A 24,480-nucleotide genomic window follows, 5' to 3' on the forward strand; every position below is an offset into this window, starting at 1 on the left:
TTTCTAGCGATACTTTCGTCAAGCGGAGGCGTTCGAGACACAGTCAACAGATAGAACATAGGGTTTCTACCGTTAAAGGCGAACGTTAAATTACGATTTATCGTCGGTTTTTACGAACGACACGTTTTCGAGTGCCCAGCAATCTGTTCTTTATAAAGTCGGGCCCAAGAAAATGGGTCGCACGGATCATGGTCTCGTGGGGCCTCGCCATTGCCTGCATGGTGTTCGTCCGTTCAGAGACAACGTCCTAGGTTGCACGTTTCATAATCGGCGCTATCGAAGCGGGATTTACTCCGGGCGTGGTGTACTACCCGTCGACGTGGTTTCCAGCGAAATACCGAGGCCGCGTGACCAAGCTTCTTTTTCTTGCACTCGTCGCCTCGGGCGTACTCAGCGCCCCTCTATCCGGCTTCATTCTTGGCCACTTTGACGGGGTTGCAGGACTCCCGGCGTGGCACTAGATATTTTCACAAGCGGATGCCTTGCGTCCTGCTCGGCATCATTGTGCTGTTCCGATTCGATGACCGGGTCGAACGCGGTCGGGCTGACGCTGAAGAGAACACGCTGCTGCGTTCGACTCTCGACGCTGACGCGAACAAAGTCGTGAGCCATTCGTTTCTAGCGGCATTGAAGCCGTCGGCCTTTGTGGTACTGGCGCTCGCGTACTTCCTCATGCACTCATACGGGATGAACTTCTTGATGCCCCAACTCGTGCGCACTTCGGGAGTACGCGACGCGACGACGATCGGCATGTTGACCGTGCTTCCCTAGACACCGCGACGCCGTTCGAGCAGACCGAGTTATAGATTCGTGTCTTGCAGTTGCCGCTGCATTGTTGACTTGCAGAGACGATAGTATCTGCAAATGTATTGCATCAACCGGTTGATTCTGCGCGCTACTGTCACTAAGAAGCCGACTTGGATGACCGGACTACTCCGCTACCGGCCGTCGAAACTCTGACAGCGCGACCGGCAGCAACGGGTATGAACTGCCGGCCACCTACCCAACGATCAAGCCACAGCGGCTGGTGTTGCTAGCTGTCGCTGCCGTTCCAGATAGTCCACGCAATCCCATCCCTTCCTGGCCAAACAAACCGCGCGCTAAACCAAGCCAACCTCCGCTCACCGACAAAATGCCTTGACTTCTACAATAGGCGAACTAATATACGCACCGCGTATATCCGGCGCAGCCATTTTCCGACAGGTGCCTTCATGAGCGTCCCGCAACAAGCCTTTCTCCGCGACGCCATGCGCCGCCTGAACATGACCCGCGAGACCTTCGCGGGCCGCATCGGTGTGTCCCGCCGGGCGCTGGATACGTGGTTGTTGCCCGACGACTCCCAGGAATCGCGGGCCATGCCGGAGATCGTCGAGCGCTTCGTGTCGGAAATCGTCGTGCATGGCGAGCCGGGCGAAAGATATACGCAAAGCGTAGATTCGCAGTCGCTCGCGAGCCAGATGCTGTGGGAAGGCAAGCCGCAGTTGCTGTCGGTCGACCAGTTCTCGCGCGACTCGGTGGAGGCGTTGTTTCGCGTCGCGGACATCATGCAGCCCATCGCACGGCGCCGCAAAATCTCGCGGGTGCTCGAAGGCGCGGTACTCGGCAATCTGTTCTTCGAGGCAAGTACGCGGACTCGCGTGAGTTTCGGCGCGGCATTCTGCCGGCTCGGCGGTTCGGTGTGCGACACCACCGGCTTCACGTTCTCTTCCATGGCCAAGGGCGAGTCGATCTACGACACGAGCCGCGTGATGAGCGGCTACGTCGACGCACTCGTCATCCGTCACCCCGAGCAAGGCTCGGTGGCCGAATTTGCGCGCGCGACCAATGTGCCTGTGATCAACGGCGGCGACGGCCCCGGCGAACATCCGAGCCAGGCGTTGCTCGACCTTTACACCATTCAGCGCGAGTTCTCGCGGCTCGGCAAGATCGTCGACGGGGCGCACATCGCGCTCGTCGGCGACCTCAAATACGGGCGCACCGTGCATTCGCTGGTCAAGCTGCTGGCTCTATATCGCGGCATCAAGTTCACGCTGATTTCGCCGCCCATGCTGGAAATGCCGGGCTACATCATCGAGCAGATTTCGCGTAATGGGCATGTGATCGAGCAGACTCACGATCTGCCAACCGGACTGCGCGGCGCCGACGTCGTGTACGCCACGCGCATTCAGAAAGAGCGCTTTACCGACGAATCGTTCGAAGGCTACACGCCCGACTTCCAGATCAACCAGGCCTTGGTAGACAGCGTGTGCGGCAGCGATACGCTCATCATGCACCCGCTTCCGCGCGACAGCCGGCCGGGCGCGAACGATCTGAGCGTCGATCTCAATCACGACTCGCGGCTCGCCATTTTCCGGCAAACCGATAACGGCATTCCAGTGCGGATGGCGATCTTTGCGGTGCTGCTCGGCGTCGAAAAACTGGTGCAGCATTCCATGCGCGACGCTGCATGGCGTCCGCCCGCATACCTCGGCCCCGATGATGCAGTGTTTCACGGCATCGACTGACGCCACGAAAAGATTAGTTCGGTTACCGAATCAAAATCGAATCAGAGCAAACACGCGGCACGAAGCATGAGCGTCAGGCTATCGTGCTACCGCCGTTGCGCCTGAAGGTATTTGCAAAGAACTGCACCTGATACTGCACCGCGTTGGCCCAGTACTTCCACGTGTGGCCGCCCGGCCGCTCCGCATAATGATGCGGCACGCCCAGTTCGATGAGCCGCGCATGCAGCATCCGGTTCGACTGCACGAGTGAATCGTTCATTCCGCAGTCGATCATCAGCGCAATATGCGCGCTCGCAAAGCTGCGCGCATGCTCGACGATAGGCTCGTCGTTCCAGAAGTCCGCATGCCTCGCAGGATCGCCGAACACCTGGTCGATGCCCGGTTCATCTTCGCAACCGCGCGGATCCACCGCGCCGCTCATGCTTCCCGCCGCCCCGAACTCGTCTGGCCGATCCAGCGCAATGTGAAGCGCGCCGAACCCGCCCATGCTCAAGCCGGTGATCGCGCGCCCTTCTTTCGTCGCAATGGTGCGGAAATGCATGTCGATGTACGCCACGACCTCGGTACCGACGTAAGTCGTGTAACGGCTGCGCGAGTCGACCGGACTGTCGATATACCAGCTTTCGCGGCCGCCATCGGGCATCACGAGTATCACGTGGTAACGGTCGGCGAGTCTACCGATGGGCGAATTGGCGGCCCAGTCGGTGTAGTCGCCGCCCGAGCCGTGCAACAGATAGACGACCGGAAAGCGGTCAGCCGCGTTGCCGCGCCCATAGCTGTCGGGCAGTACGACTGTCGCTTCCAGCGACTTGTGCATGGCCGCGCTCGGAATCGTCACGACACGGGACTGAAAGGCCCATGCCGGAGCGGCGACAAGCATCATTACGATCAGCCAGCAAAGACGCGCCTTACTCATGTTGTCGCTCTCCCTTTCTACGTGTCCGGGAACCCAGCGGGCATACCAACGACGCAAGCCATACGGGGCGGCAATATCCAGCGACGACTCTAGCAACGGCGACTTACAGCCAAATTTCAGTAAACCCTAAGATTGGTATCACGCGATGCGCAGCGCATGCTTTCGAGCATGCGTGGGCAATGCAACTATTTGACGTGGACACCGAAGCCCTCGCGACCGGGTGCAATGTCGTCCTTCAACGTAAGCTCGGGAATCCGATAATCGCCGCCGTTCTGCGCGCGGAAGGGTAACGGCGCCGTGTTCCAGAGATTGTCGAGGCGCTCGCCGAGCGCGTTGCGCACTTCGGCATATTTCTGTTCGTCGATGCGGCTCGTGCGATGCACCACGAACGGCGGCAGTACATCGAAGCCGGGGTAATACAGTATGCCGTGCTGGATCGGGAACAACAGGTCGTCGATCGGACCGTTGATTCCGCGCGGACTATAGTGCGATTCCCATCCGCCCGTCGTGACTACGAGCATCGCGCGTTTCCCGGCGAAGTTTCCCTCGCCGTAACGGTCGCCCCAGCGCGCGTCCGAGTGCTCGCCCACGCCGTATGCCAAGCCGTATGCGTAGACCCGCTCTACCCAGCCCTTCATGATCGCTGGCATTGAAAACCACCACAGCGGAAATTGCAGAATCACCGCGTCCGCCCATTTGAGCTTTGCCTGCTCCGCTGCGATGTCCGCGCTTTGCAGTCCGTTTTCGAACGCATATTTCGACGCGCGTGAAGGATCGAAGCGATCGCCGGTCGTGTGAGCGACGCTATCGCCTGCATCCAGCGCCGCCTTCCAGTTCATCGCATACAGATCGGAAACCTGAACAGCGTGCCCCGCGTCGCGCAGGCGCTTGACGGAAAACTCCTTCAGCGATCCATTCAACGACCGTGGCTCAGGATGAGCATAAACAATGAGAACGTTCATTTGCGCTTGCCTCTTTCATGTCTGGAAGAACACACGATAGGCGTCGCCGCGGTATATTAGAAATGAATTGCTGATATGACAGGTATTACCGTGAATAATCTCCGCAAGCTGGACCTGAACCTTCTCGTTACGCTTGACGTTTTGCTGGCCGAGCTGAACGTGACGCGCGCGGCTGAGCGGCTGAATTTTTCGCAACCTTCCGTGAGCGTGCATCTGGCCAAGCTTCGCGATCTGCTGGGCGATCCCCTGCTGCTGCCCGGCCCGCGCGGCATGCGTGCGACGGCCCGTGCCGAGGCGCTGCGCGAGCCGTTGCGGCAAGCGCTGGAGGCATTAGAGCAAGCCGTGGCGCCCGCGCGTCCGTTCGACCCGGCACAGGCTGCCCACACCTGGCGCGTTGCCGCGACGGACTACGCTGAATCGACCATCGTCTTGCCGGCGTTGCCGGGCCTGCGCGCGGCGGCGCCCGGCACCCGCCTCGCCATAGTCGAAGCGGCGCCGCCCCGCATCGCAAGGCAGGCCGAACAGGGCGAGATCGACCTCGGCTTTCACACGAGCGAAGGAGCGCCCGCCGGTTTGCGACGAAGAGTGCTGTTCGCCGAGCGCTACGTGCTCGCCGGCCGCGCCGGTCACCCGCGCCTGAAACGGCGGCCGACGCTCGCGCAATTCTCGAAGTTCGAGCACGTGATCGTGTCGCCCGACGGCGGCGGATTCGCCGGCGCGACCGACGAAGCGCTCGCCAAAGCCGGCCTCTCGCGCAAAGTCGTGCTCTCGGTGCCGCACTTTCTCTTCATGATTTCCGCGCTTGCCAAGACCGACCTCGTGGCGATGGTGCCCGAGCGGCTGGTCCGCGACAACGCCGCACTATGCGTGGTCCAGCCGCCCGTCGAGGTGCCGGGCTACGAAATGGCGATGCTGTGGCACGAACGGTCGCATCGGGACCCGGCTCACCAGTGGCTGCGAGCGCATATTGCGGATTCCGTTTGAAGCGACGTGGCCTTAACACGTGGCCTTAACACGTGGCATTAACACGTTGCGTTAGCCGTTGGCGCGGCCAATGGCATCCAGTTTCGCGAGTATTTCATCGTTCAACTCGATCTGTGCGGCGTGCAGGTTCTCGCGCAAATGCCCGACGGACGACGTGCCCGGAATCAGCAGGATATTGGGCGCGCGCTGCAGCAGCCATGCAAGCGCCACTTGCATCGGCGTTGCGCCGATCGTTGCCGCGATGTCGGTCAGCGCTGACGACTGGATCGGCGTAAAGCCGCCCAACGGAAAGAACGGTACATAAGCAATGCCCTTGGCCGCCAGTTCGTCGATCAGCGCGTCGTCGGCGCGGTGCACCAGGTTGTAGTGGTTCTGCACGCAGACGATCTTTACGATGCGCTGTGCTTCGGCAATCTGCGCCGGCGTGGCGTTGCTCAGGCCGATATGGCGAATCAGCCCGCGCTGTTGAAGTTCGGCGAGCGCGGTGATCTGCTTTTCGACCGATCCTTCGCTCGGCGCGTGCACGTCGCCCATCATCCGCATATTCACCACTTCGAGCGCGTCGAGCCCGAGGTTGCGCAGATTGTCGTGTACGCCGCGCTCGAGATCCTCGGGCGCCTGCGCCGGCAGCCAACCGCCGTCGCTGTCCCGTACCGCGCCGAGCTTCGTGACGATCACGAGATCGTCGGCATACGGATGCAGCGCCTCGCGAATCAGCTGGTTGGTGATATGCGGGCCGTAAAAATCGCTGGTGTCGATGTGATTGACGCCGCTAGCCACCGCTTCACGCAGCACGGCGATCGCTGCGTCGCGGTCTTTCGGCGGCCCGAACACGCCGGGTCCCGCGAGCTGCATCGCGCCATAGCCCATGCGTCGCACCTCGCGGCCGCCGAGCAAAAATGTCTTTGTCATATCGAGGTTTGTCATGGTGCTCTCCTGTCTTTGTAGGTGAGCCCAGTATGGCGGGGATTGCACCGTTTAATAAAGCGGGCTAACGTGCACGGGTTGTTCAATTTTGTGAACAGTGACATGGAACTAAACGACCTGACCGCTTTCATTTCAGTCGCGCGCGCGGGCGGCTTTCGCGACGCTGCGCGCACGAGCGGCGTTTCCGCGTCGAGCTTGAGCATTGCCGTGCGCCGCCTCGAAACGAAGCTCGGTCTGCGCCTGTTGAACCGTACGACGCGCAGTGTCGCGCCGACCGAAGCCGGCCTGCGTCTGCTCGAAAAACTGACGCCGCTCTTCAGCGAAATGGAAGCGGCGCTCGACGTGCTCAACGTGTTTCGCGACCGGCCAAGCGGCACGCTCAAATTGAACGTGCCGGCGAGCGCCGCGCGCATGGGACTGCCTGGTGTGATAGCGCCGTTTCTGAAAGCCTATCCGGACATACGGGTGGAAGTGGTCGTCGAAGACGGCTTTGTCGACGTGCTTTCCATTGGCTGCGACGCGGGCATCCGTTACGACGAGCGGCTCGACCAGGACATGATCGCGGTGCCGATCGGCCCGCGCGTGGAACGCGTCGCCACCGCCGCCGCGCCGGAGTATTTGGAGGCACGCGGACGCCCGCAGCACCCGCGCGACCTCCTTACGCATGCTTGCCTGCGCGTCCAGTTTGCCGGCGGCGCGACGCCGACGTGGATCTTCGAGCGCGACGACGAAGTGGTGCAACTGAATCCGTCGGGACCGTTGCTCGTGCGTCCCGGCGCAGCGCTCGACCTCGTGATCAGCGCAGCGCTCGCGGGCGTGGGCGTAATTCACCTGTTCGAAGACATGCTGAAGCCGCACCTCGACAGCGGCGCATTGCAGCCTGTTCTCGAACCTTGGTGGCAAAGCTTCTCGGGACCCTTTCTCTACTATCCCGGACACCGTCACGTGCCCGCGCCCTTACGTGCGTTCGTCGATTTTTTGAAGGACCGCAACGGTTAAGTGGACGGGGCCGCAAATTCGACGCCGCGCGGGCGATTTGCTGTGATAATGGGCTGCCGCCACCGCAGCGCACGCACATTTTCGAACTCAAATCCACCGCACCATGAAGAACGACACACGCGTTAGCCCCCTGCGCAACTTCGCCGAATTCGTTCGCGCCGAGCGGGTTCGTTTGACCGAACAATGGATGAACGCAGTTTTTGGCGACGTCGATCTGGTGGAAGCCGATAAGCTCACGTATCAGCAACTCGCCGATCACCTGCCCGAAATTCTCGACGGCCTGTGCGCGGCGCTGGAGGTCGACGATCTGGAACACGTCGAAACGGAGATCGAACGCGACGCGCGCAAGCACGGCATAGTGCGCTGGCGTCAAGGCTACCGGATCGAAGAACTGGTGCGCGAACTGGATCTGTTCCACCTGGTTCTCGCCGATGTACTCGACGAGTACGCGACGCGGGACAACGGATTCACCCGCAGCCACGAAAAGCGCGCGCGCCGCCTGATTGCAGAAGCGCTGAGCATGGTCACGCTTGCGTCGATCAAGGAAGTGGTCAGCGAACGCGACCGCAAGATCGACGAATACACCGGTCGGCTGGAGCGCGCCAATCACGAATTGACGCTGAAACAGCGGCTCGTCAGCGAGTTGTACGAGTCGCGCATGCACATCACGCGCAGTGTCGTGCACGATTTGCGCAACTTCCTGAATTCGTTCTCAATGGCGCTGCAACTGATCGCTCGCGTACCCGCCAAGGCCGACACCGCGTTGCAGCTAGCGAACCGGCAGGCGGCGGACATGAAGGCGCTTGTCGAACAGATGGTGGAGTACTCGGTCATCCTCGGCGACGGTACGCCGCTCACGCTCGAACAGGTCGATCTACACGAACTCTACGAGGAGCTTGTGGCGTCGTCGCGGCCGTCCATCGAAGAGAAGGGGCTGACGCTGCGCGCGGCGTTCGATCCGGCGCTGCCCGCCGTCACGTCGAACCGCCTGAAGATCAAGCAGATCGCCGTCAACCTGCTCACCAATGCGACCAAATACACCAAGTCGGGTCAGGTCGAGCTGTACTTCCTGACGGCCGGTCCGCAGCACTGGTCGATCCGCGTGTCGGACACCGGCGTGGGCATCGCGCCCGCCGATGCCGACCGGGTGTTTGCCGAATTCGAACGCGCCGCCGGCGAGGAAATTCCCGGCACCGGGTTGGGTCTCGCCATCGTCAAGGAACTGTGCCGCGTGCTCGACGGGCACATCGACTTCGCGTCACGCGAAGGCGTGGGCACCACCTTCACAATCCGCTTTCCGTTGACGCTCGCGGAACCGGAAGAAGAGGCGTAACAGCAGACGCGGCAGACTGCCGATCACGGTGTCGCTGCGCTGCTGGTCATGCGCGGGCATGCGCTCATTGCGCCATCGCCGTTGTTCAACCCGTGCATCACAACCTCTGAAGATGTCCCGTCGCGGCGCGCGAGTTCCGCAAGATCGAGCAAGGCGGCGTAGCGCGCGGGGCAATCCGCAGACGGAACGAGTTCAGGAAGTTCGCGCGGCAACTCCGGATTTGCCATGAACCTCTGCACGGCGATCACCAGCGCGGTCGCCACGATGATCGTCGCCCATACGCTTGCTTTGCGAACCGTGGATGCATCCGAGGCCCGCAAGCGCCGCCGGCGTGACGCGGCAACACTTTGCTCGTCTGCGTTCGCGCTGCCCGGCGGCATCCCTCGTGTGACTTTGACGCGGCTCGGCCGACGGGCGCGGCCGGCTAGAGTAAAGCGCATTCTTAATGACATGGCGTTCGCTCTTCACGCCCAGTGCGCCGGTACATACACATTGCCGACCCAATGGCCCGGCACCCAGACTGCCGGACGCGGCGCGGGCGCAAGATAAACGCGGCGCGGCGCTACGTAGACAACCGGCGGCGGCGCATAGACCACTGGCGGAGCGACATAAGCAACGGGCTTCGGCGCGATCACGACAGCCGGCGGGGGCGGCGGCGGTGCATACACCACGGGCTTCGGCGTCACGACGACAGCCGGCGCGGGCGGCGGCGCATAAACCACGGGCGGCGGCGCCACTACGACAGCGGGCGCGGGCGGCGGCGCGACATAGACAACCGGCTTGGGTGCAACGACGACGGCCGGCGGCGGATACACCACCGGTTTCGGCGCGACGACGACGGTCGTGCCGCCCGTCGCCACAACGCCCGTGCTCACCACGGTTCCACTCGAACTCACCGTATTGCCATGCGTGCCGGTCACGCTGGTGGACGTCGTCACTACGCCGGGCGCTACCCTCGTCGCCGTGCCGGAATGTGCGACCGTGTTTCCATCCGATCCAGTGACCGTTCCCGAACGCGAGCATGAAGCGCCGGCGCAGCTGGTCGACGCCGAGTGATCGACCGTATCGCCGTTGGAGCGCGTCACCGATCCCGACGACGAGTACTGCCCAGCGCCCGTCTTCGTTACTTCGCCGGAGGTGGTCGCCGTCTTGCCATCCGGTCCGGTGAGCGCGCCCGTATGCGAACACGTGCCGCCCGCGCAACTGGTGTCGCCAGAGTGCTGCACCGAGTTTCCGTAGCGGCCCGTCGCAGTGCCCGAATTCGAAAACTGACCGGGCGAATTGCGAGTGACCGTGCCGGTGTTGGTCGCGGCACCGCCATAAGGTCCGACGACGCCACCAGCATGCGAGCAGCTGCCGCCGCCGCACGAGCCATAGTGGCCTTCGTTATAGACGCCGCGCGACGTGTAGGCGGTTCCGTGCTGCGACCACGCGAATGCCGACGCGCTGCCCAGTGCGAGCATTGCCGTTGTTGCAGTCAGCGCGAGCTTGCGCAGTGTGCGGCGAGCGGAAGGCGAAAAAGAAGTGACGGCCGCAGATGAAGCGCCGCTGACCGGGACTGCGAACGAATGAGTTTTCACGGGTATGTCCTTCGTGGAATCAGGCCACGTCGTGCGACTGCTGCTGCTGCGCTGTGTGGCGATGAACGGACTATAGGAGGACGCGCCGTGACAGTCAGCAGTGAAGATATGTCACGCTGTTTCATCGTGAAAGAAGCCCTCTGGGCAAGGCTCCGCGAGCATTTTGCAGAGGCGGTGACATACGCCGACATACTTTGCATCGGTGAAAACGCATCGTGCCGCATGGCTATCCGGGCGATGAGGCGACGAGGCGCTGCACTGCGGCTACGGGAAATAGCGGCCGATTTCCGTTGACAACGTGTGCGGCAAAACGGCACACTCAATTCATGTTGACGCACATCTCCATCGCCGTAGCGATTAATCACCCGAAGCGAGCCATCATCGGCTGGCCTATGGGAGCATGTTTGCGTTAGCAGTCTGAATCTGCAAAGCAAGACCCCAAGGCCCCGCCGGTAACGGAAGGGGCCTTTTGTTTTGTGGGCGCCTCTGTCGGCCGGCTCCAAACCGGAGAGCAAGATGGATCAGGCAAGCCCGCAGTGCATGGAAGACGACGCACATCGTTATGCTTATTACCAGGACGAGCGTCTACCGAAGGTGGTCGTGCATTTCCCGGTCGTGCCGGGCGCGACGCTGACATGGCGTGTCGAAGCGGACAGCACGCTTACGGTGAAGGGGGCGCGCCTTTGGCTGACCCGCATCAGTTCTCCGTATGATCACTGGATCGCGCCGGGTCAAACGTTCAGCCTGCAGCGCGGCGAACGCATATGGCTCAGCGCTGACGGCGAACGAACAGCGCATGTCTCGCTGAGCTCCGCGCTGCCCGCGAAAGGCATTCTCGCGCGCTGGCTCGGCCGGCTCGCCGGTTTGAGCCTGGGGCCGCCGAGCCCGCGCTGACATGCGTTGTCAGGCTCCGCGCATGTCGCGTGAACTCGCAGCATGCGCAGCACGAGCCTGAAAAAACAACGGCGCGATGGCCGGCAAGTCCATCGCGCCGAGCAACGACATACGCTTCATTGAGGCGTGCTTTGCGCTGCGTCTTGCGGCGTGACTTGTACAGCTGCGGCCGAAACGAATACCGCGTGAATCGTGTCGCCCACCTTCACGTCTGCAAGATCGACTTGCGGACCGACTTCGAGCGTTTGGGTCTGATACGCGCCGCGCAGAGTGACAAGGCGCCGCTTGCGATCGATCTTTTGCACGGTGGCAAGCACTTCGACCTGACGCGCCGATTCGAAGCCGCCCGACGCAGGTGTGTAGACCTGCGTATCGACGCGTTCACGAATGCCCTTGCCTTTTCCTGTCACTCGCTCGGCCTTGACCAGCAGCGCGTTTTTATACAGCGCATCCACGTGGTCGCCCACCTTCAGTTTTTCGAAACCGGCGACTTGCTGGCCCACGAGCACGATCACAACGTTGCCGTTCGCCCCCTGCAGCGTGAGCGAGCGGCTGCCGGGATCGATGCCCACGATGGTGGCCTTCATATGCACAGGCTGCACGGCACTGACGACACCTTGCGCGGCGCTCGCCAAGGGCTCTTGCGCCCACGCCGGCTGAGCCGCGGCGAGCACCGCTGCCGTCAATGCTGCTCCTATCGTCGCTGCATTCATTTACGCTCTCCTTGAAAAATCGTCCCGGTCACGTTGCCCATTTCGCATAATGTCCAATGGGAAATATTCAGGACGCTTGACTAAAGATGTAGCGCAACGATTGTACATGCCTTACAGAAAGCTTCAATTGCGAGCCGGTACGACGCTTGCCGACGCGCGACGCAAAAAGAAACAGCCTCTTCGCGGCAGCGAAGAGGCTGTTCAGAAACGCAAAGCGCGGCACGCGCGCTAGACCATCACACGCGTTCGATTGCGATTGCGATGCCCTGCCCCACGCCGATACACATCGTGCACAGTGCGAAGCGTCCCTGCGTGCGTTGCAGCTGGTACATCGCGGTCGTCACGAGGCGCGCGCCGCTCATACCGAGCGGATGACCCAGCGCGATTGCGCCGCCGTTCGGGTTCACGCGTGCGTCGTCGTCGGCCACGCCGAGCGTGCGCAGCACCGCAATACCTTGAGAAGCAAACGCCTCGTTCAACTCGATCACGTCGAACTGATCGATGGTCATGTTCAGGCGCGCCATCAATTTTTGTGCGGCGGGCGCCGGGCCCATGCCCATTATGCGCGGTGCGACACCCGCCGTCGCGATGCCGAGCACGCGGGCTCGCGGCGTGAGGCCGAACCGCTTGGCCGTCTCTTCGTTGGCCAGCAGCAGCGCCGCTGCGCCGTCGTTCACGCCCGACGCGTTGCCTGCCGTCACGGTGCCGTCCGGGCGCACGACGCCCTTCAGTTTCGCGAGCGTTTCCAGGCTCGTCTCACGCGGATGCTCGTCTTGCGACACGGTGATCGGATCACCCTTCTTCTGCGCGATCGTCACGCCGACGATTTCCTGCGCGAGCGTGCCGTCCTTCTGCGCGCGCGCGGCTTTCTGCTGACTGCGAAGTGCGAACGCGTCCTGATCGGCGCGGCTGATGTTGTAGTCGGTCGCGACGTTTTCGCCGGTCTCCGGCATCGAGTCGACGCCGTACATCTGCTTCATCAACGGATTGACGAAACGCCAGCCGATGGTCGTGTCGTAGATGTCTGCCTGGCGCGAAAACGCGCTCGTTGCCTTGCCCATGACAAACGGCGCGCGGCTCATGCTCTCGACGCCGCCCGCCACCATCAACGCGGCCTCGCCTGACTTGATTGCGCGCGCGGCGATGCCGACCGCGTCCATGCCCGAGCCGCACAAGCGGTTCACGGTCGAACCCGGCACGTCTTTAGGCAGCCCTGCGAGCAGCAACGACATGCGCGCGACGTTGCGGTTGTCTTCGCCAGCCTGATTCGCGCAGCCGTAGATGACGTCGTCGATGACGCTCCAGTCGACGTTCTTGTTGCGCTCCATCAGCGCCTTCAGCGGCACCGCGCCCAGATCGTCTGCGCGAACCGACGACAGCGAGCCTGCATAGCGGCCGATGGGGGTGCGAATCGCGTCGCACAGGAATGCTTCGGTCATGTCATGTCTCCAGTGATGTGCTGCGCGCGCCGCGCCGTCAGCATGAATGCGTGGCACGGGCGGATGCGTCGAGCATCGGCCGGGCGGCTGCCGGGCAGCCGTCACGTGAATTCAGCTTAGCGCAGGATGGTGAACGATGCGTTCGAGTTGACGGCCGTTTTGTTCTTTGTGCGAACATACGGTCATATATCGAACAACAAGGCTCGATAATAGGCGCGTGGCGGAAACGCTGTCAAGCGCGCTCCGCCCGTCATCAGGGAATACGTGAGAGGCGTCAGCCGCGCCGGGCAAGCGTCTGACAATTGATGCGCCCGCGCCGCCGCCGCGCTGCGGGGCCGCAACGCGAGGTCTGGCGGGCGCTTTAGTGACCTTCTAATGGACCTTCAGCGAAACTTCAGCGAACCTTCACGCCCTCGTCTGCGATATAGGCGCGGATCACGTCGGCAAAGGTCTGCTCGCCGCGCAGGCCCAGTTGTTCGGCGCGCGATGTGTCCCAACGTCCTGGCCAGCTACCGACGATTTTTTCGATGCGCGCGTCCGGCTGCCAGACGATCCGCTTCGCGACCTCGTCGCCAGCCACTTCGCGCAGCGCCGCCACCATCTCGTCGACGCTCACGGAGATGCCCGGCAGATTCAGCACGCGTTGGTTGCCCAGCGCGGCGGCATCGAGTTCGAGCCCGGCGATCAGGCACTCGATCGCTTTGCGCGGCGACAGCAGCCACAGCCGCGTGGCGCCGTTGACGGGGCACACAGCCTCTTCGCCGTTCAACGGCTCGCGGATGATGCCGCTTGCAAACGACGACGCCGCCGCATTCGGCTTGCCGGGCCGCACGCTGATCGTGGGCAGCCGCAGCACGCGTCCGTCGACGAAACCGCGCCGCGAATAGTCGTTGAGCAGCAACTCGGCAATCGCCTTTTGCGCGCCGTACGACGATTGGGGATTCAGCGCAGTATCGTTCTGCACGATGTCGGGCAAGTCGCCGCCGTACACCGCGACCGAACTCGTGAACACCACGCGCGGCCGGTGTCCGCGTTCGCGGCAAACGTCGAGTAGCAGGCGCGACGCGTCGAGATTGATGCGCATGCCGAGATCGAAGTCGGCTTCCGCCTGACCGCTCACGATCGCGGCAAGGTGAAAGATCGCCGCGGTGTTGCCGTCGATTGCACGCTCGAGCACGCTGCGCTCGGCGATATCGCCCACTTCGGTGCGCACGCGGCTGTCGCCGAAATTGTTCGCTTGCACGACGTCGAGCAAGACGAGTTCGGTGATGGCTTGCGGCGCACCCTGCGCGTCGTTCAACGAACCGCGCGAGAGCAGTTCGCGCGCAAGGCGTTGGCCGAGAAATCCCGCGCCGCCGGTTATCAGTACTTTCATGATTGGCTAGTGTCCTCGTTATATCCTGATCAAGCAGCGTTCAGATAGGGTTTGAGCCAGCCGAGCCCCGCGGAAGTCGCGGCGCGCGGGCGGTATTCGCAGCCGATGTAGCCGTCGTAGCCGAGTGAGTCGATGACATCGAAGAGATACGGATAGTTGATCTCGCCCGTATCCGGCTCGTGCCGCTCGGGTACGCCTGCAACCTGAATGTGACCGATGCCCGCCTGATCGCGCTTGAGCTTCACCGCGAGATCGCCTTCCACGATCTGACAGTGGTAACAGTCGAACTGCACCTTGAGATTCGGCTCGCCGACTTCCGCGCAGATTGCTTGCGCCTCGTCCTGCCGGTTCAGAAAAAAGCCCGGCATGTCGCGTGTATTGATCGGTTCGATCACAATCATGATGCCCTCGGCTTGCGCGGCCTTCGCGGCATACGCGAGGTTTTGCAGATACACCTCGCGATGCCGCTCGCGCGGCTGATCCGCGCCGATCAGGCCCGCCATCACATGCAGCTTGCGATTGCCGATCACACGCGCGTATTCGAGAGCGGTTTCGATGCTGCGGCGGAACTCGTCCTCACGTCCGGGCAGCGTTGCGATGCCGCGCTCTCCGCTCGCCCAGTCGCCTGGCGGCGCGTTGAAGAGCGCTTGTGTCAGACCGTTGGCGTCGAGCCGCGCCTTGATTTCCGCGGCGCGAAAATCATACGGAAACAGAAACTCGACCGCTTTGAAACCGTCTTTTGCGGCAGCAGCGAAACGGTCCAGAAAAGCGTGCTCGTTGTACATCATCGACAGATTGGCGGCGAAGCGAGGCATGGCGGCAACTCCTTTGAAGCTGTGTTCAGCGCGCGGCAACCGAAGCTGTGCAGCAACGTATGCGCCGCGCGGCGCTTTTAGCGATTGACCAGTCTGGCCGGCGTGAGCCACGTAGCAATCGCGCCGATCACCAGCATGCCGGCCAGCACATACATGCCGGTCTGCGTGCTATGCGTGAGATCCTTCAGGTAGCCGATCATGTAGGGACTCGCGAAACCCGCGAGATTGCCGATCGAATTGATGATCGCGATGCCGGCCGCTGCGGTCGCGCCCGACATGAACGCCGTCGGCAGCGACCAGAAGAGCGGCGCGCAAGTCAGCACGCCGGCAGCGGCGAGCGACAGAAAGGCGATGGACACCACCGTGTTGCTCGCGAACGAAGCCGCGACCGTGAAGCCCACGGCGCCGAACAACGCCGGCACGATCAGATGCCAGCGGCGCTCACGGCGCTTGTCCGCGCTATGTCCCATCAGATTCATCACGACGATCGCGCAGACAAACGGAATCGCGCTCAGCAGACCGATGTTGAATGCGCCGCTCACGCCCGTGGATTTGACGAGCGTCGGCATCCAGAACGTCAGGCCGTATTGCCCGGTGACGAACGCGAAGTAGATGAGCGACATCCACCATGTACGCGGATCGCGGAACACCGCGCGCAGCGAATGAGCGTTTGCTTTTTCCTTCGGCTGCGATGCGGCGATTTCATCGGTCAACAGGCGCTTTTCGCTTTCGCTCAGCCACTTTGCGCTCGCAATTCCATTGTCGAGATACAGGATCGTGGCGATACCGATCGCCACCGCCGGAATTGCTTCGATCAGGAACATCCATTGCCAGCCCTGGAGACCGGAGCTGTGATGGAACGCCTGCATGATCCAGCCGGACAGCGGATTGCCGAAGATGCCCGACACCGGAATGGCCGACATGAACACCGCAATGATCTTGGCACGCCGATGCGACGGAAACCAGTAAGTCAGATACAGGATCACGCCCGGATAAAAACCTGCTTCGGCGAGACCAAGCAGAAAGCGCAGGATGTAGAACTGAGTCGGCGTCTTTACGAACACGAATAGCGCTGACATGACACCCCAGGTAATCATGATCCGTGCGATCCAGATGCGCGCGCCGAGCTTATGCATCAGAATGTTGCTCGGCAACTCAAACAGGAAGTAGCCGATAAAGAACACGCCTGCACCGAGGCCGAACACCGTTTCGCTGAACGCGAGGTCTTGCGACATTTGCAGCTTTGCAAAGCCGACGTTCACGCGATCCAGATACGCGACCACGTAGCAAAGCATCAGAAATGGCACGATGCGCCAGAACACTTTCTTGTATGTGCGCTCGACTTCCGCGGCGCCGGGTTGACCCGCGGCCGCCGCGAACGGCTGGCTGGATACGGCCTGATACGAACTCATGCAATGTCTCCTGGGATGGTTGTATAACGCGTCGCCTTGGGCGATCTGATTGATGTGAGCGGTTGCTACCAGCGCGCGCCGAACGCGCTGCGCAGTTCTTCGAGCGACGCTTCGTCGAGCGGCGCCGGTCGAGGATTGGTCATGAGCCACAAACGCGCGGTCTCTTCGAGTTCTTCAAGTGCATACGACGCATGCGCGACGGAACGTTCCCAGACCACTGGGCCTAGGCGCTCGAGCAGCACCGCGCGAACGCTATCGGCGAGCGCGGCGATCTGCGCGGCCACTTGCGGATCGCCGGGCCGGCGGTAACGAATCAGCGGCACGTGGCCCACTTTCATCACGTAGTACGGCGTGATCGGCGGCAGTACGTCGGTCTCACTCCACACGCCCGCCAGTGTCAGTGCGACCAGATGCGTCGAATGCGTATGCACGATGCCGCGCGTTTCGCCGTTGCGCGCATAGATGCCGCGATGCAGCGCGAGCGTTTTCGAGGGCTTGCCGCCCGACACCGCATTGCCATCGAAGTCGACCTTGGCGATATCGGCCGGATCGAGCCGACCGAGGCACGCATCGGTCGGCGTGATCAGCCAGCCGTCATCGAGCCGCGCGCTGATGTTGCCAGCGCTGCCGACTGTATAGCCTCGTTGATAAAGACTCGCGCCAGTCACGCATATTTCCTCGCGTACGCGCGCTTCGTTCGTGGCGTGGACTGCGGGCGCGTTGCTCATTGCGCGGCTCCGTTCAGATGACGCAGCGCTTTTTCGAAGAAATCCGTCGTGCCGAAGTTGCCGGATTTCAGTGCCAGCGCGAGCGGTTGCGCGCCCACGGTTGCCGTCGCCGGAACGCCGGGATCGATCTGCGCGCCGATGCGCAACGTGCGGACATTCAGCGCCTGCACGACCGCGCCCGAGGTCTCGCCGCCCGCCACGACGAACTTGCGCACGCCGCGTTCATGCAAGCCGCGGGCAATCGCCGCCAACGTCGATTCGACCAGATGTCCTGCCCGATCCACACCGAGTTCGCGCTGCACCGCTTTCACTTCGTCGGGCGTGGCGGTCGCGTAAATGAGCATGGGTTCGGCTTTGTCGAGATATGTTTGCGCGAAGGCCAGCGCCTGTTCGACAACCGCTTCGCCGCGCGCTGCCGCAAGCGGGTCGATGCGAAACGCAGGCCGTGTTTCGCGCCAGGCGGCGACTTGGGCATTGGTCGCTTTCGACGCGCTGCCGGCGAGCACTGCGGACATTCCTTCGACGTGGGGCAGTTGCGCGGCATCAGCTTGCGAATCGAGCAGGCCCGCGCGACGGAAGTTACCCGGCAAGCCCAACGCAATACCCGAGCCGCCCGTGATCAATGTCAGATCGGCGCACGCTTCGCCAAGCACGTGGAGGTCTGCGTCGGAGACCGCGTCGGCAATTGCCATGCGCACGCCCTGGTTACGCAATGCGTCGAACGATTCGCGCACGGCCGATACACCTTGGGCCACCGCGTCGTAACGCACGAGCCCGACTTTCGATTGCGTCTGACGTTGCAACACGCGCACGAGGTTGGCGTCGCGCATCGGCGTGAGCGGATGGTTCTCCATGCCCGACTCGTTGAGCAACGTATCGCCCACAAGGAGATGACCGCGAAAAATGGTGCGGCCGTTCTCGGGGAACGCGGGGCAGGCAATCGTGAAAGCACTGGCAGAACCTTGCGCGGATAGCGCATCCAGTAACGCATCCGTCACCGGCCCGATGTTGCCCGCGTCAGTCGAATCGAAGGTCGAGCAATATTTGAAAACGAACTGGCGGCACCCTTGGGCGCGCAGCCAGTCGAGGGCGGCAAGCGATTGCGCGACTGCGTCGGCTGCGGGGATCGTGCGCGACTTCAGCGCGACCACGAGCGCGTCGGCTTCGATCGTTTCTCCCTTCTCCGGCACGCCGATGGTTTGCACCGTGCGCATTCCGCCGCGCACCAGCATGTTGGCGAGGTCGGTTGCACCGGTGAAATCGTCGGCGATACAGCCGAGCAGCGCGCGTTGTGTCGTAGCGGTCATGACGCGCTCCTGTTCACTTTGCCGCCGGCACGTCGATGCCGGGGAAAATCTTGATAACCGCGGAGTCGTCTTCGCCGCCGTGACCGGCTGTGGACGCCATCATGAACATCTGATGCGCCGCCGCCGATAGCGGCAGCGGAAATTTCGAACGGCGCGCGGTATCGAGCACGAGGCCGAGATCCTTGACGAAGATGTCGACGGCCGACAGCGGCGTGTAATCGCCGTTGAGTATGTGCGGTACGCGGTTCTCGAACATCCACGAATTGCCGGCGCTGTGCGTGATCACGTCGTAAAGTGCGTCCGGATCGACGCCTTCGCGCAAGCCGAGCGCCATCGCCTCCGCGGCCACGGCGATATGCACGCCGGCCAGCAACTGGTTGATGATCTTGACCTTCGATCCCGCGCCATGCGCGGAGCCCAGGCGATACACCTTGCCCGCCATCGCGGCAAGCACGTCCTCACAGGCCGCGTAAGCGGCGGCGGGACCGGACGTCATCATCGTCATCTCGCCCGATGCGGCGCGCGCCGCCCCGCCCGAGACCGGCGCATCGAGCATCTGCAAACCTGCTGCCTCAATCCGCTTGCCAAGTTCGATTGCGAAGTCGGGCGCGACCGTCGCGCTCGCGATCACGACGCCGCCCGGCTTCATCGCCGCGACCGCGCCTTGCTCGCCAAACAACACCGCCTCGGTTTGCGCGGCGTTCACGACCAACGTGATGACCACGTCGCATTGCGCACCGAGTTCGGCGGGCGACGCGCAACCCACGCCGCCTTCTTTTACGAACGCCTGCAGGACTTCGCTGCGCAGATCGCACGCGTGGACCCGCAAGCCCGCACGCAGCAACGAACGCGCGACGCCCAAACCCATTGCACCGAGACCGATGACACCGACATTTCTGGACATGCTGCACCTCTATGGAATCTGTTACGCGCTTGTGGGAATTGCATCGCGTGCGCCGAGCCCACGGCACTCGCCGGCGTGCCACGGCATCAGCGAATGCCCGCTTCCGCGAGCCGCCTTGCCGCGTTGTACATGTGCGTTTGCGCCGCGTTGCGCGCGGCCATGGGATCGCCGGCACGAATTGCGGCTGCAATGGCCGCGTGCTCTTCGCGCACCTGACGCGAGAAGTCTTCGCGCAGTGCCTCGTTGCGGCGCGTGACAACCGTCCCGGCTTCGAGATACTGATTCAGGAACGTCAGCGTCTTGAGGAAATACGGATTGCCGGTTGCTCCCGCAATCGCGCGATGAAACGCGACGTCTTCGGTCACGCCGTCCTCGCCTTCCGCGACGGCTTCGTCGATCTTCGCGAGAGCCGCGTCGATGGACATCATGTCGGCGTCGGTGCGGCGCATCGCGGCCTCGGATGCGACTTCCGCTTCAATCGCCCGCCGCAGCGCGAGAATCTGCACGACCGACCCCGGCTCGACCGCTTCGGCGTAGTCGATACGCAGCGGCCGGATCGCGCCGTGCGCCGCGATGAAGACGCCGCTGCCCTGGCGCGGCTCGACCACACCTTCGTTCTTCAGCCGCGAAATCGCCTCGCGGATCACCGTGCGGCTCACGCCAAATTGCTGCGCGAGCACGGCCTCGGTGGGCAGCTTGCCGCCACGTGCGAAGGTGCCCTTGTCGATCTGCTTGAGAAGCTGCTGCGCGACGGTGTCGCTCAGTGCGCGGGCTGGAATCTTGTCGAACATCGATCTCTCGATTGTCATGTCATCGGGTCATCATACAAATTTTCGATGCCGGTTACATCCACGCAAACCCTGGGTTTTTTGTCCGAAGACCCGTGAAGTTGGCGAAACAGAAGGCTTAAGCTATCGTCACGCCTTTGCGCACCGTCGCGACGATCGAGTCACCGCGGACGGTATCCAAGCCTTACGAACGCACGTTTCGCACACATTTCCAGGTCCATGAGCAAAGCCCCGCCGCCGTCCCCCGACGTTTCCGCCAGCGCCGAACCGGCCCCGGACAAACCGGGCGACTCGTACGTGCAATCGTTCGCGCGCGGCCTCGCGGTGATTCGCGCGTTCGACGCGACGCGCCCCGAGCAGACGCTTACCGACGTCGCCGCTGCCACGGGCCTCACGCGCGCGGGCGCGCGGCGCATCCTGCTGACATTGCAGACGCTCGGCTACGTCGAAGCCGAGGGCCGCCTGTTTCGGCTGACGCCGAAAATTCTCGACCTCGGGTTCGCGTACCTGACGTCGATGCCGTTCTGGAATCTGGCTGAGCCAGTTATGGAAGAACTGTCCGCACAGGTGCACGAAAGCTGCTCGGCGGCCGTGCTAGACCGCACGGAGATCGTCTACGTGTTGCGCGTGCCGACTCACAAGATCATGACGATCAACCTGTCCATCGGCAGCCGCCTGCCGGCGTATTGCACGTCGATGGGCCGCGTGCTGCTCTCCGCACTCGACGACGAGACGCTCGAAACCACGCTGAATTCGTCGCCGCTCTACGCTCACACGCCGCGCACGGTAACGGACAAAGAAGAACTGAAGAAACTGATCGCGCAGGTGCGCCGCCAAGGATGGGCGATTGTCGATCAGGAACTGGAAGGCGGTTTGATTTCGCTGTCGGCGCCTATCCGCAATCGTCAGGGACGCGTGATCGCGGCAATGAATATCAGCGGCAACGCGCAACGCAATTCGGCCAGGCAGATGGTCAAGGCGTTTCTCGAGCCGCTGCAGCAGGCTGCGCAAACCGTATCGGAGATGGTGGCAAGGCGTGGTTGAATCAGCGGCAGTTTTGCCACCGCTGTTCGAATGTTCACGCCCCGCGCCCGCAACTGTGGTCAGCGGCTGAGGTACCGCTCCACCAGCCGCGTCCAGAATGCTGCACCAACCGGCAGGTTCTGGTCGTTGAAGTCGTAATGCGGGTTGTGCACCATGCAGCCGTCCTCGCCCACTCCGTTGCCGATGCGTAGAAACGTGCCCGGCCGCTTCTGCAGCATGAATGCGAAGTCCTCGCTACCCATCAGTATGTCGGTCTGCGCAACGACCTTGTCGTCGCCTACCAGTTCGCGCGCCACTTCTACCACGAAATCTGTTTCGTCATCCGAATTAACGACGACCGGATAACCTTCGATATATTCGACCACGGCCTTGCCGCCATAACTCGCGGCCTGCGTTTGCGCGAGTTCGGTAATGCGCTTTTTAAGCAACGCACGCACTTCGGGGCTGAACGAACGCACGCTCAGTTCGAGTCTCGCCGTGCTCGCGATCACGTTGTTTGCTGTACCCGCATGCATCGAACCGACCGTCACGACCGCAGGCTGCGACGGATCGACGTTACGCGCGACGATGGTCTGCAACGCCATGACGATGCTTGCCGCCACCACCACCGGATCGACCGTCAGATGCGGGCGCGCCGCGTGGCCGCCCACGCCTTCTACCGTGATGATCGCCTTGTCGCCCGCCGACATGAACGGCCCCTTGCGGAACAGCAGCACGCCCGGCTCCGCGCCTGGATGATTGTGCAGACCGAACACGGCGTCGCATGGAAAGCGCTCGAACAGGCCGTCTTCGATCATTTTCTTCGCGCCGCTGTCGATGCCGCTTTCTTCGGCCGGCTGAAAGTACAAGTGCACCGTACCTGAGAAATTGCGCGTGGCGGCGAGACGTTGCGCGGCACCGAGCAGAATTGTCGTGTGGCCGTCGTGGCCGCACGCATGCATCTTGCCGTGCGTGCCGCTCGCGTAAGGCAGACCCGTTTGCTCGATGATCGGCAGCGCGTCCATGTCGGCGCGAATGCCGATGCTGCGCTTGCCGTCGCCTACTTTGAGCGTGCCGACCACACCGGTTTGACCGACACCGCGCGTGACCTGCCAGCCCCATTCCTCGAGCTTCCCGGCGACGAGCGCACCGGTTTGCAACTCCTCGTAGGCAAGTTCCGGATGGTGATGAATGTGATGGCGAATTTCGCGCAGGCTTTCGGCGGCAGGGATCAGATCGGCTACTTCGGTGTAACGCGCGCTTTCGCTCATTTGCAAGAGACTCCGTGAAGTGAAGCTGCATGAAAGCGGATGCCAAGGCAGCAGTAAGGCTGCCGCCTGCTTACCGCTGACGCAGAGAAGGCGAGAACTATAGCCCGGCTTTAGCCTCGAGAAATCCGATCAGCGCATGGCCCGCCTCTTCCAGTTCGCCTGAATTGTCGATTAATTTGCAGCGGACGCCATCGGGCAAAGAAAAAGGCGCGTGCCGTGCGAGCCGCGCGGCTACTTGTTCCGCCGATTCCCGCGCCCGCGCGCCGAGTCGCGCTTCGAGAATATGCGGCGCAGCGTCCACGTGCACGACTTCGGTACGAGGATAGCGCGCAAGCGCATGATGCAAGTACTGGCGCGAGCCATTGACGACTACCGTGCAACCGCGCGCGAGCCATGCGTCGAGTTCGATACCCACGCCATAGCGCAGCGAATGACTGGACCATTCGAGCGCGAAGAGACCCAGCAACGAACGAGCGGCGAATTCCTCGACGCTTAACGCGATATGTTCTTCGCCGTTCCCGCTTGGCCGCGTAATGTAACGATGCGCGAAGAGAATCGGCTCGCCCGCAAGGCGTTTGCGAGCGAAACCCAGCAACGCGTCTTTACCCGCGCCGGACGGCCCCATCACATAGACCAGGCGACCTGTCATTGGCCCCTCACCTCGTGGCATTGAAACGGCACACTTTGCCATAACGCGACGCTTTGCGGGACCCGCTCAGCGCGACGTTTTCAAGTGGACAGCGGCACGCGCTCCGGTTCGTCTGTTTCGAACCAGGCGGGGTTACGCGCGGCGATGGGACCGAGTGACACGAGGATTTCACGCAGATGGCTGCGCATGGCGTCTTCGGCGGCGATGGGATCGTGCGCGCGCAAGCCGGCCAGGATCTTCGCGTGTTGCTTGATCAGCAGATCGAGGGGCGACACGTCCGGCAAACTCAAGTAGCGCACGCGATCCATTTGCGCCTTGATGTCCTGAATGGTTTCCCACGCGGCAGTGCAGTCTATCGCCTGCGAAATCGCGTAGTGGAATGCTTCGTCGAGCGCGAGGAACGCGGCCGTGTCATTCGATTTTGCCGCGAGCTTCTGTTCGCGCAGATTGTCGGCGAGCGCCTGCAATTGCTCATCGGTAATCGACACTGCTGCTTTGCGCACTACCGCCGTCTCGATCGCTTCGCGAATAAAGCGCCCTTCGCGCACCTGGCGCGGAGAGATGCGCTTCACGAAGGTGCCGCGTTGCGGCAAGACCTGCAGCACGCCCGCTTCGACCAGTTTGATGAATGCCTCGCGCACCGGTTGCCGCGACACCTGAAACATGTCCGACACTTCCTTCTCCGAGAGCGGCGTGCCGGGTACCATCTGGCCGACAAAAATGGCCTGTCGCAATGCGCGGAAGATCTGCTTGCCGATGGGCTCGTGCGAATCGAACGATACGTTCTCAGTCAGATCGGGCAGCGGGACATGCACGCCCGCCTGCGCGCCCGCACGACGCCGCGCACGAGGTTCGGCGAGCGTGGCGTTCGCTCCAATGGGCGGCTTGCTGGCGGAGAGATTCCTGGTCGACATTTTGCAAACTACGAAAGAGCATCGAGTGGATAGCTGCCTCGGC

The 24,480-nt window shown here is 62.5% G+C and carries 24 protein-coding genes; 7 read left to right on the top strand and 17 right to left on the bottom strand.

The window, feature by feature from the left end:
• Window positions 1–603 precede the first annotated feature (603 nt).
• Complete coding sequence (locus J2W46_RS03695) at window positions 604–771, top strand: hypothetical protein (RefSeq protein ID WP_310351403.1); 168 nt, start codon at window positions 604–606, stop codon at window positions 769–771.
• Between the two features lie 440 nt (window positions 772–1,211).
• The gene (locus J2W46_RS03700; protein ID WP_027776072.1) at window positions 1,212–2,504 is read left to right on the top strand and encodes an aspartate carbamoyltransferase; all 1,293 of its coding nucleotides are present in this window, start codon (window positions 1,212–1,214) and stop codon (window positions 2,502–2,504) included.
• A gap of 73 nt (window positions 2,505–2,577) precedes the next feature.
• On the opposite strand, the gene J2W46_RS03705 is transcribed toward J2W46_RS03700, so the two are convergent.
• Window positions 2,578–3,420: an alpha/beta hydrolase gene (locus tag J2W46_RS03705; protein ID WP_310351408.1), complete on the bottom strand. Its 843-nt coding sequence runs from the start codon at window positions 3,418–3,420 to the stop codon at window positions 2,578–2,580.
• Between the two features lie 185 nt (window positions 3,421–3,605).
• Window positions 3,606–4,382 carry an NAD(P)H-dependent oxidoreductase gene (locus tag J2W46_RS03710; RefSeq protein ID WP_310351411.1) on the bottom strand — a complete coding sequence of 259 codons (777 nt, stop codon included), beginning with the start codon at window positions 4,380–4,382 and terminating at the stop codon, window positions 3,606–3,608.
• Window positions 4,383–4,457: 75 nt separating this feature from the next.
• Between J2W46_RS03710 and J2W46_RS03715 the strand changes: the two genes are divergently transcribed.
• Complete coding sequence (locus J2W46_RS03715) at window positions 4,458–5,366, top strand: LysR family transcriptional regulator (protein ID WP_310351413.1); 909 nt, start codon at window positions 4,458–4,460, stop codon at window positions 5,364–5,366.
• Between the two features lie 51 nt (window positions 5,367–5,417).
• On the opposite strand, the gene J2W46_RS03720 is transcribed toward J2W46_RS03715, so the two are convergent.
• A complete protein-coding gene (locus tag J2W46_RS03720; RefSeq protein ID WP_310351414.1) occupies window positions 5,418–6,293 on the bottom strand; it encodes an aldo/keto reductase family oxidoreductase in 876 nt (291 codons plus the stop codon).
• A gap of 102 nt (window positions 6,294–6,395) precedes the next feature.
• On the opposite strand from J2W46_RS03720, the gene J2W46_RS03725 reads away from it, so the two are divergent.
• The gene (locus J2W46_RS03725; protein ID WP_204521828.1) at window positions 6,396–7,292 is read left to right on the top strand and encodes a LysR family transcriptional regulator; all 897 of its coding nucleotides are present in this window, start codon (window positions 6,396–6,398) and stop codon (window positions 7,290–7,292) included.
• Between the two features lie 103 nt (window positions 7,293–7,395).
• Window positions 7,396–8,625, top strand: coding sequence for a sensor histidine kinase (locus tag J2W46_RS03730; RefSeq protein WP_020066527.1), 1,230 nt, complete (start codon window positions 7,396–7,398; stop codon window positions 8,623–8,625).
• Window positions 8,626–8,648: 23 nt separating this feature from the next.
• On the opposite strand, the gene J2W46_RS03735 is transcribed toward J2W46_RS03730, so the two are convergent.
• Together J2W46_RS03735 and J2W46_RS03740 are read right to left on the bottom strand one after the other, a co-directional pair.
• Window positions 8,649–9,077, bottom strand: a complete 429-nt coding sequence (locus J2W46_RS03735) for a hypothetical protein (protein ID WP_310351417.1) — start codon at window positions 9,075–9,077, stop codon at window positions 8,649–8,651.
• A 12-nt stretch (window positions 9,078–9,089) separates the two neighbouring features.
• Window positions 9,090–10,205 carry a hypothetical protein gene (locus J2W46_RS03740; RefSeq protein WP_310351420.1) on the bottom strand — a complete coding sequence of 372 codons (1,116 nt, stop codon included), beginning with the start codon at window positions 10,203–10,205 and terminating at the stop codon, window positions 9,090–9,092.
• A gap of 516 nt (window positions 10,206–10,721) precedes the next feature.
• Between J2W46_RS03740 and J2W46_RS03745 the strand changes: the two genes are divergently transcribed.
• Complete coding sequence (locus J2W46_RS03745) at window positions 10,722–11,099, top strand: DUF2917 domain-containing protein (RefSeq protein ID WP_087753523.1); 378 nt, start codon at window positions 10,722–10,724, stop codon at window positions 11,097–11,099.
• Between the two features lie 116 nt (window positions 11,100–11,215).
• Here J2W46_RS03745 and J2W46_RS03750 read toward each other — a convergent pair whose 3' ends face one another.
• The 9 genes from J2W46_RS03750 to J2W46_RS03790 all read right to left on the bottom strand — a co-directional run bounded on the left by J2W46_RS03750 (window position 11,216) and on the right by J2W46_RS03790 (window position 20,583).
• Window positions 11,216–11,812: a hypothetical protein gene (locus J2W46_RS03750; protein ID WP_020066531.1), complete on the bottom strand. Its 597-nt coding sequence runs from the start codon at window positions 11,810–11,812 to the stop codon at window positions 11,216–11,218.
• A 236-nt stretch (window positions 11,813–12,048) separates the two neighbouring features.
• Window positions 12,049–13,251 carry a 3-oxoadipyl-CoA thiolase gene (gene pcaF / locus J2W46_RS03755; RefSeq protein ID WP_020066533.1) on the bottom strand — a complete coding sequence of 401 codons (1,203 nt, stop codon included), beginning with the start codon at window positions 13,249–13,251 and terminating at the stop codon, window positions 12,049–12,051.
• Window positions 13,252–13,645: 394 nt separating this feature from the next.
• A complete protein-coding gene (denD, locus tag J2W46_RS03760; protein ID WP_310351422.1) occupies window positions 13,646–14,626 on the bottom strand; it encodes a D-erythronate dehydrogenase in 981 nt (326 codons plus the stop codon).
• A 29-nt stretch (window positions 14,627–14,655) separates the two neighbouring features.
• Complete coding sequence (gene otnI, locus J2W46_RS03765) at window positions 14,656–15,441, bottom strand: 2-oxo-tetronate isomerase (RefSeq protein ID WP_131318216.1); 786 nt, start codon at window positions 15,439–15,441, stop codon at window positions 14,656–14,658.
• Between the two features lie 77 nt (window positions 15,442–15,518).
• The gene (locus tag J2W46_RS03770) at window positions 15,519–16,853 is read right to left on the bottom strand and encodes an MFS transporter (protein WP_020066536.1); all 1,335 of its coding nucleotides are present in this window, start codon (window positions 16,851–16,853) and stop codon (window positions 15,519–15,521) included.
• A 65-nt stretch (window positions 16,854–16,918) separates the two neighbouring features.
• Window positions 16,919–17,581 carry a 3-oxo-tetronate 4-phosphate decarboxylase gene (gene otnC / locus J2W46_RS03775; protein ID WP_310351426.1) on the bottom strand — a complete coding sequence of 221 codons (663 nt, stop codon included), beginning with the start codon at window positions 17,579–17,581 and terminating at the stop codon, window positions 16,919–16,921.
• Window positions 17,578–18,888: a 3-oxo-tetronate kinase gene (otnK, locus tag J2W46_RS03780; protein ID WP_310351428.1), complete on the bottom strand. Its 1,311-nt coding sequence runs from the start codon at window positions 18,886–18,888 to the stop codon at window positions 17,578–17,580. The genes otnC and otnK overlap by 4 nt, the downstream gene beginning before the upstream one ends.
• Before the next feature lie 13 nt (window positions 18,889–18,901).
• Window positions 18,902–19,792 carry an L-threonate dehydrogenase gene (gene ltnD, locus J2W46_RS03785; RefSeq protein WP_114199315.1) on the bottom strand — a complete coding sequence of 297 codons (891 nt, stop codon included), beginning with the start codon at window positions 19,790–19,792 and terminating at the stop codon, window positions 18,902–18,904.
• 86 nt (window positions 19,793–19,878) lie between these two features.
• Window positions 19,879–20,583: a FadR/GntR family transcriptional regulator gene (locus tag J2W46_RS03790; protein ID WP_020066540.1), complete on the bottom strand. Its 705-nt coding sequence runs from the start codon at window positions 20,581–20,583 to the stop codon at window positions 19,879–19,881.
• 216 nt (window positions 20,584–20,799) lie between these two features.
• Here J2W46_RS03790 and J2W46_RS03795 point away from each other — a divergent pair, with 216 nt between their 5' ends.
• Window positions 20,800–21,624, top strand: coding sequence for an IclR family transcriptional regulator (locus tag J2W46_RS03795; RefSeq protein ID WP_020066541.1), 825 nt, complete (start codon window positions 20,800–20,802; stop codon window positions 21,622–21,624).
• A gap of 59 nt (window positions 21,625–21,683) precedes the next feature.
• On the opposite strand, the gene J2W46_RS03800 is transcribed toward J2W46_RS03795, so the two are convergent.
• From J2W46_RS03800 to J2W46_RS03810, 3 genes are all read right to left on the bottom strand, one after another.
• Window positions 21,684–22,874: a M20 aminoacylase family protein gene (locus tag J2W46_RS03800; protein WP_310351429.1), complete on the bottom strand. Its 1,191-nt coding sequence runs from the start codon at window positions 22,872–22,874 to the stop codon at window positions 21,684–21,686.
• A gap of 97 nt (window positions 22,875–22,971) precedes the next feature.
• Window positions 22,972–23,523, bottom strand: coding sequence for a phosphonate metabolism protein/1,5-bisphosphokinase (PRPP-forming) PhnN (phnN, locus tag J2W46_RS03805; protein ID WP_088174251.1), 552 nt, complete (start codon window positions 23,521–23,523; stop codon window positions 22,972–22,974).
• A gap of 80 nt (window positions 23,524–23,603) precedes the next feature.
• The gene (locus tag J2W46_RS03810) at window positions 23,604–24,437 is read right to left on the bottom strand and encodes a GntR family transcriptional regulator (RefSeq protein ID WP_020066544.1); all 834 of its coding nucleotides are present in this window, start codon (window positions 24,435–24,437) and stop codon (window positions 23,604–23,606) included.
• Between the last annotated feature and the right edge of the window lie 43 nt (window positions 24,438–24,480).

This window comes from Paraburkholderia strydomiana, from assembly GCF_031456815.1.
GTDB lineage: Bacteria > Pseudomonadota > Gammaproteobacteria > Burkholderiales > Burkholderiaceae > Paraburkholderia > Paraburkholderia caledonica.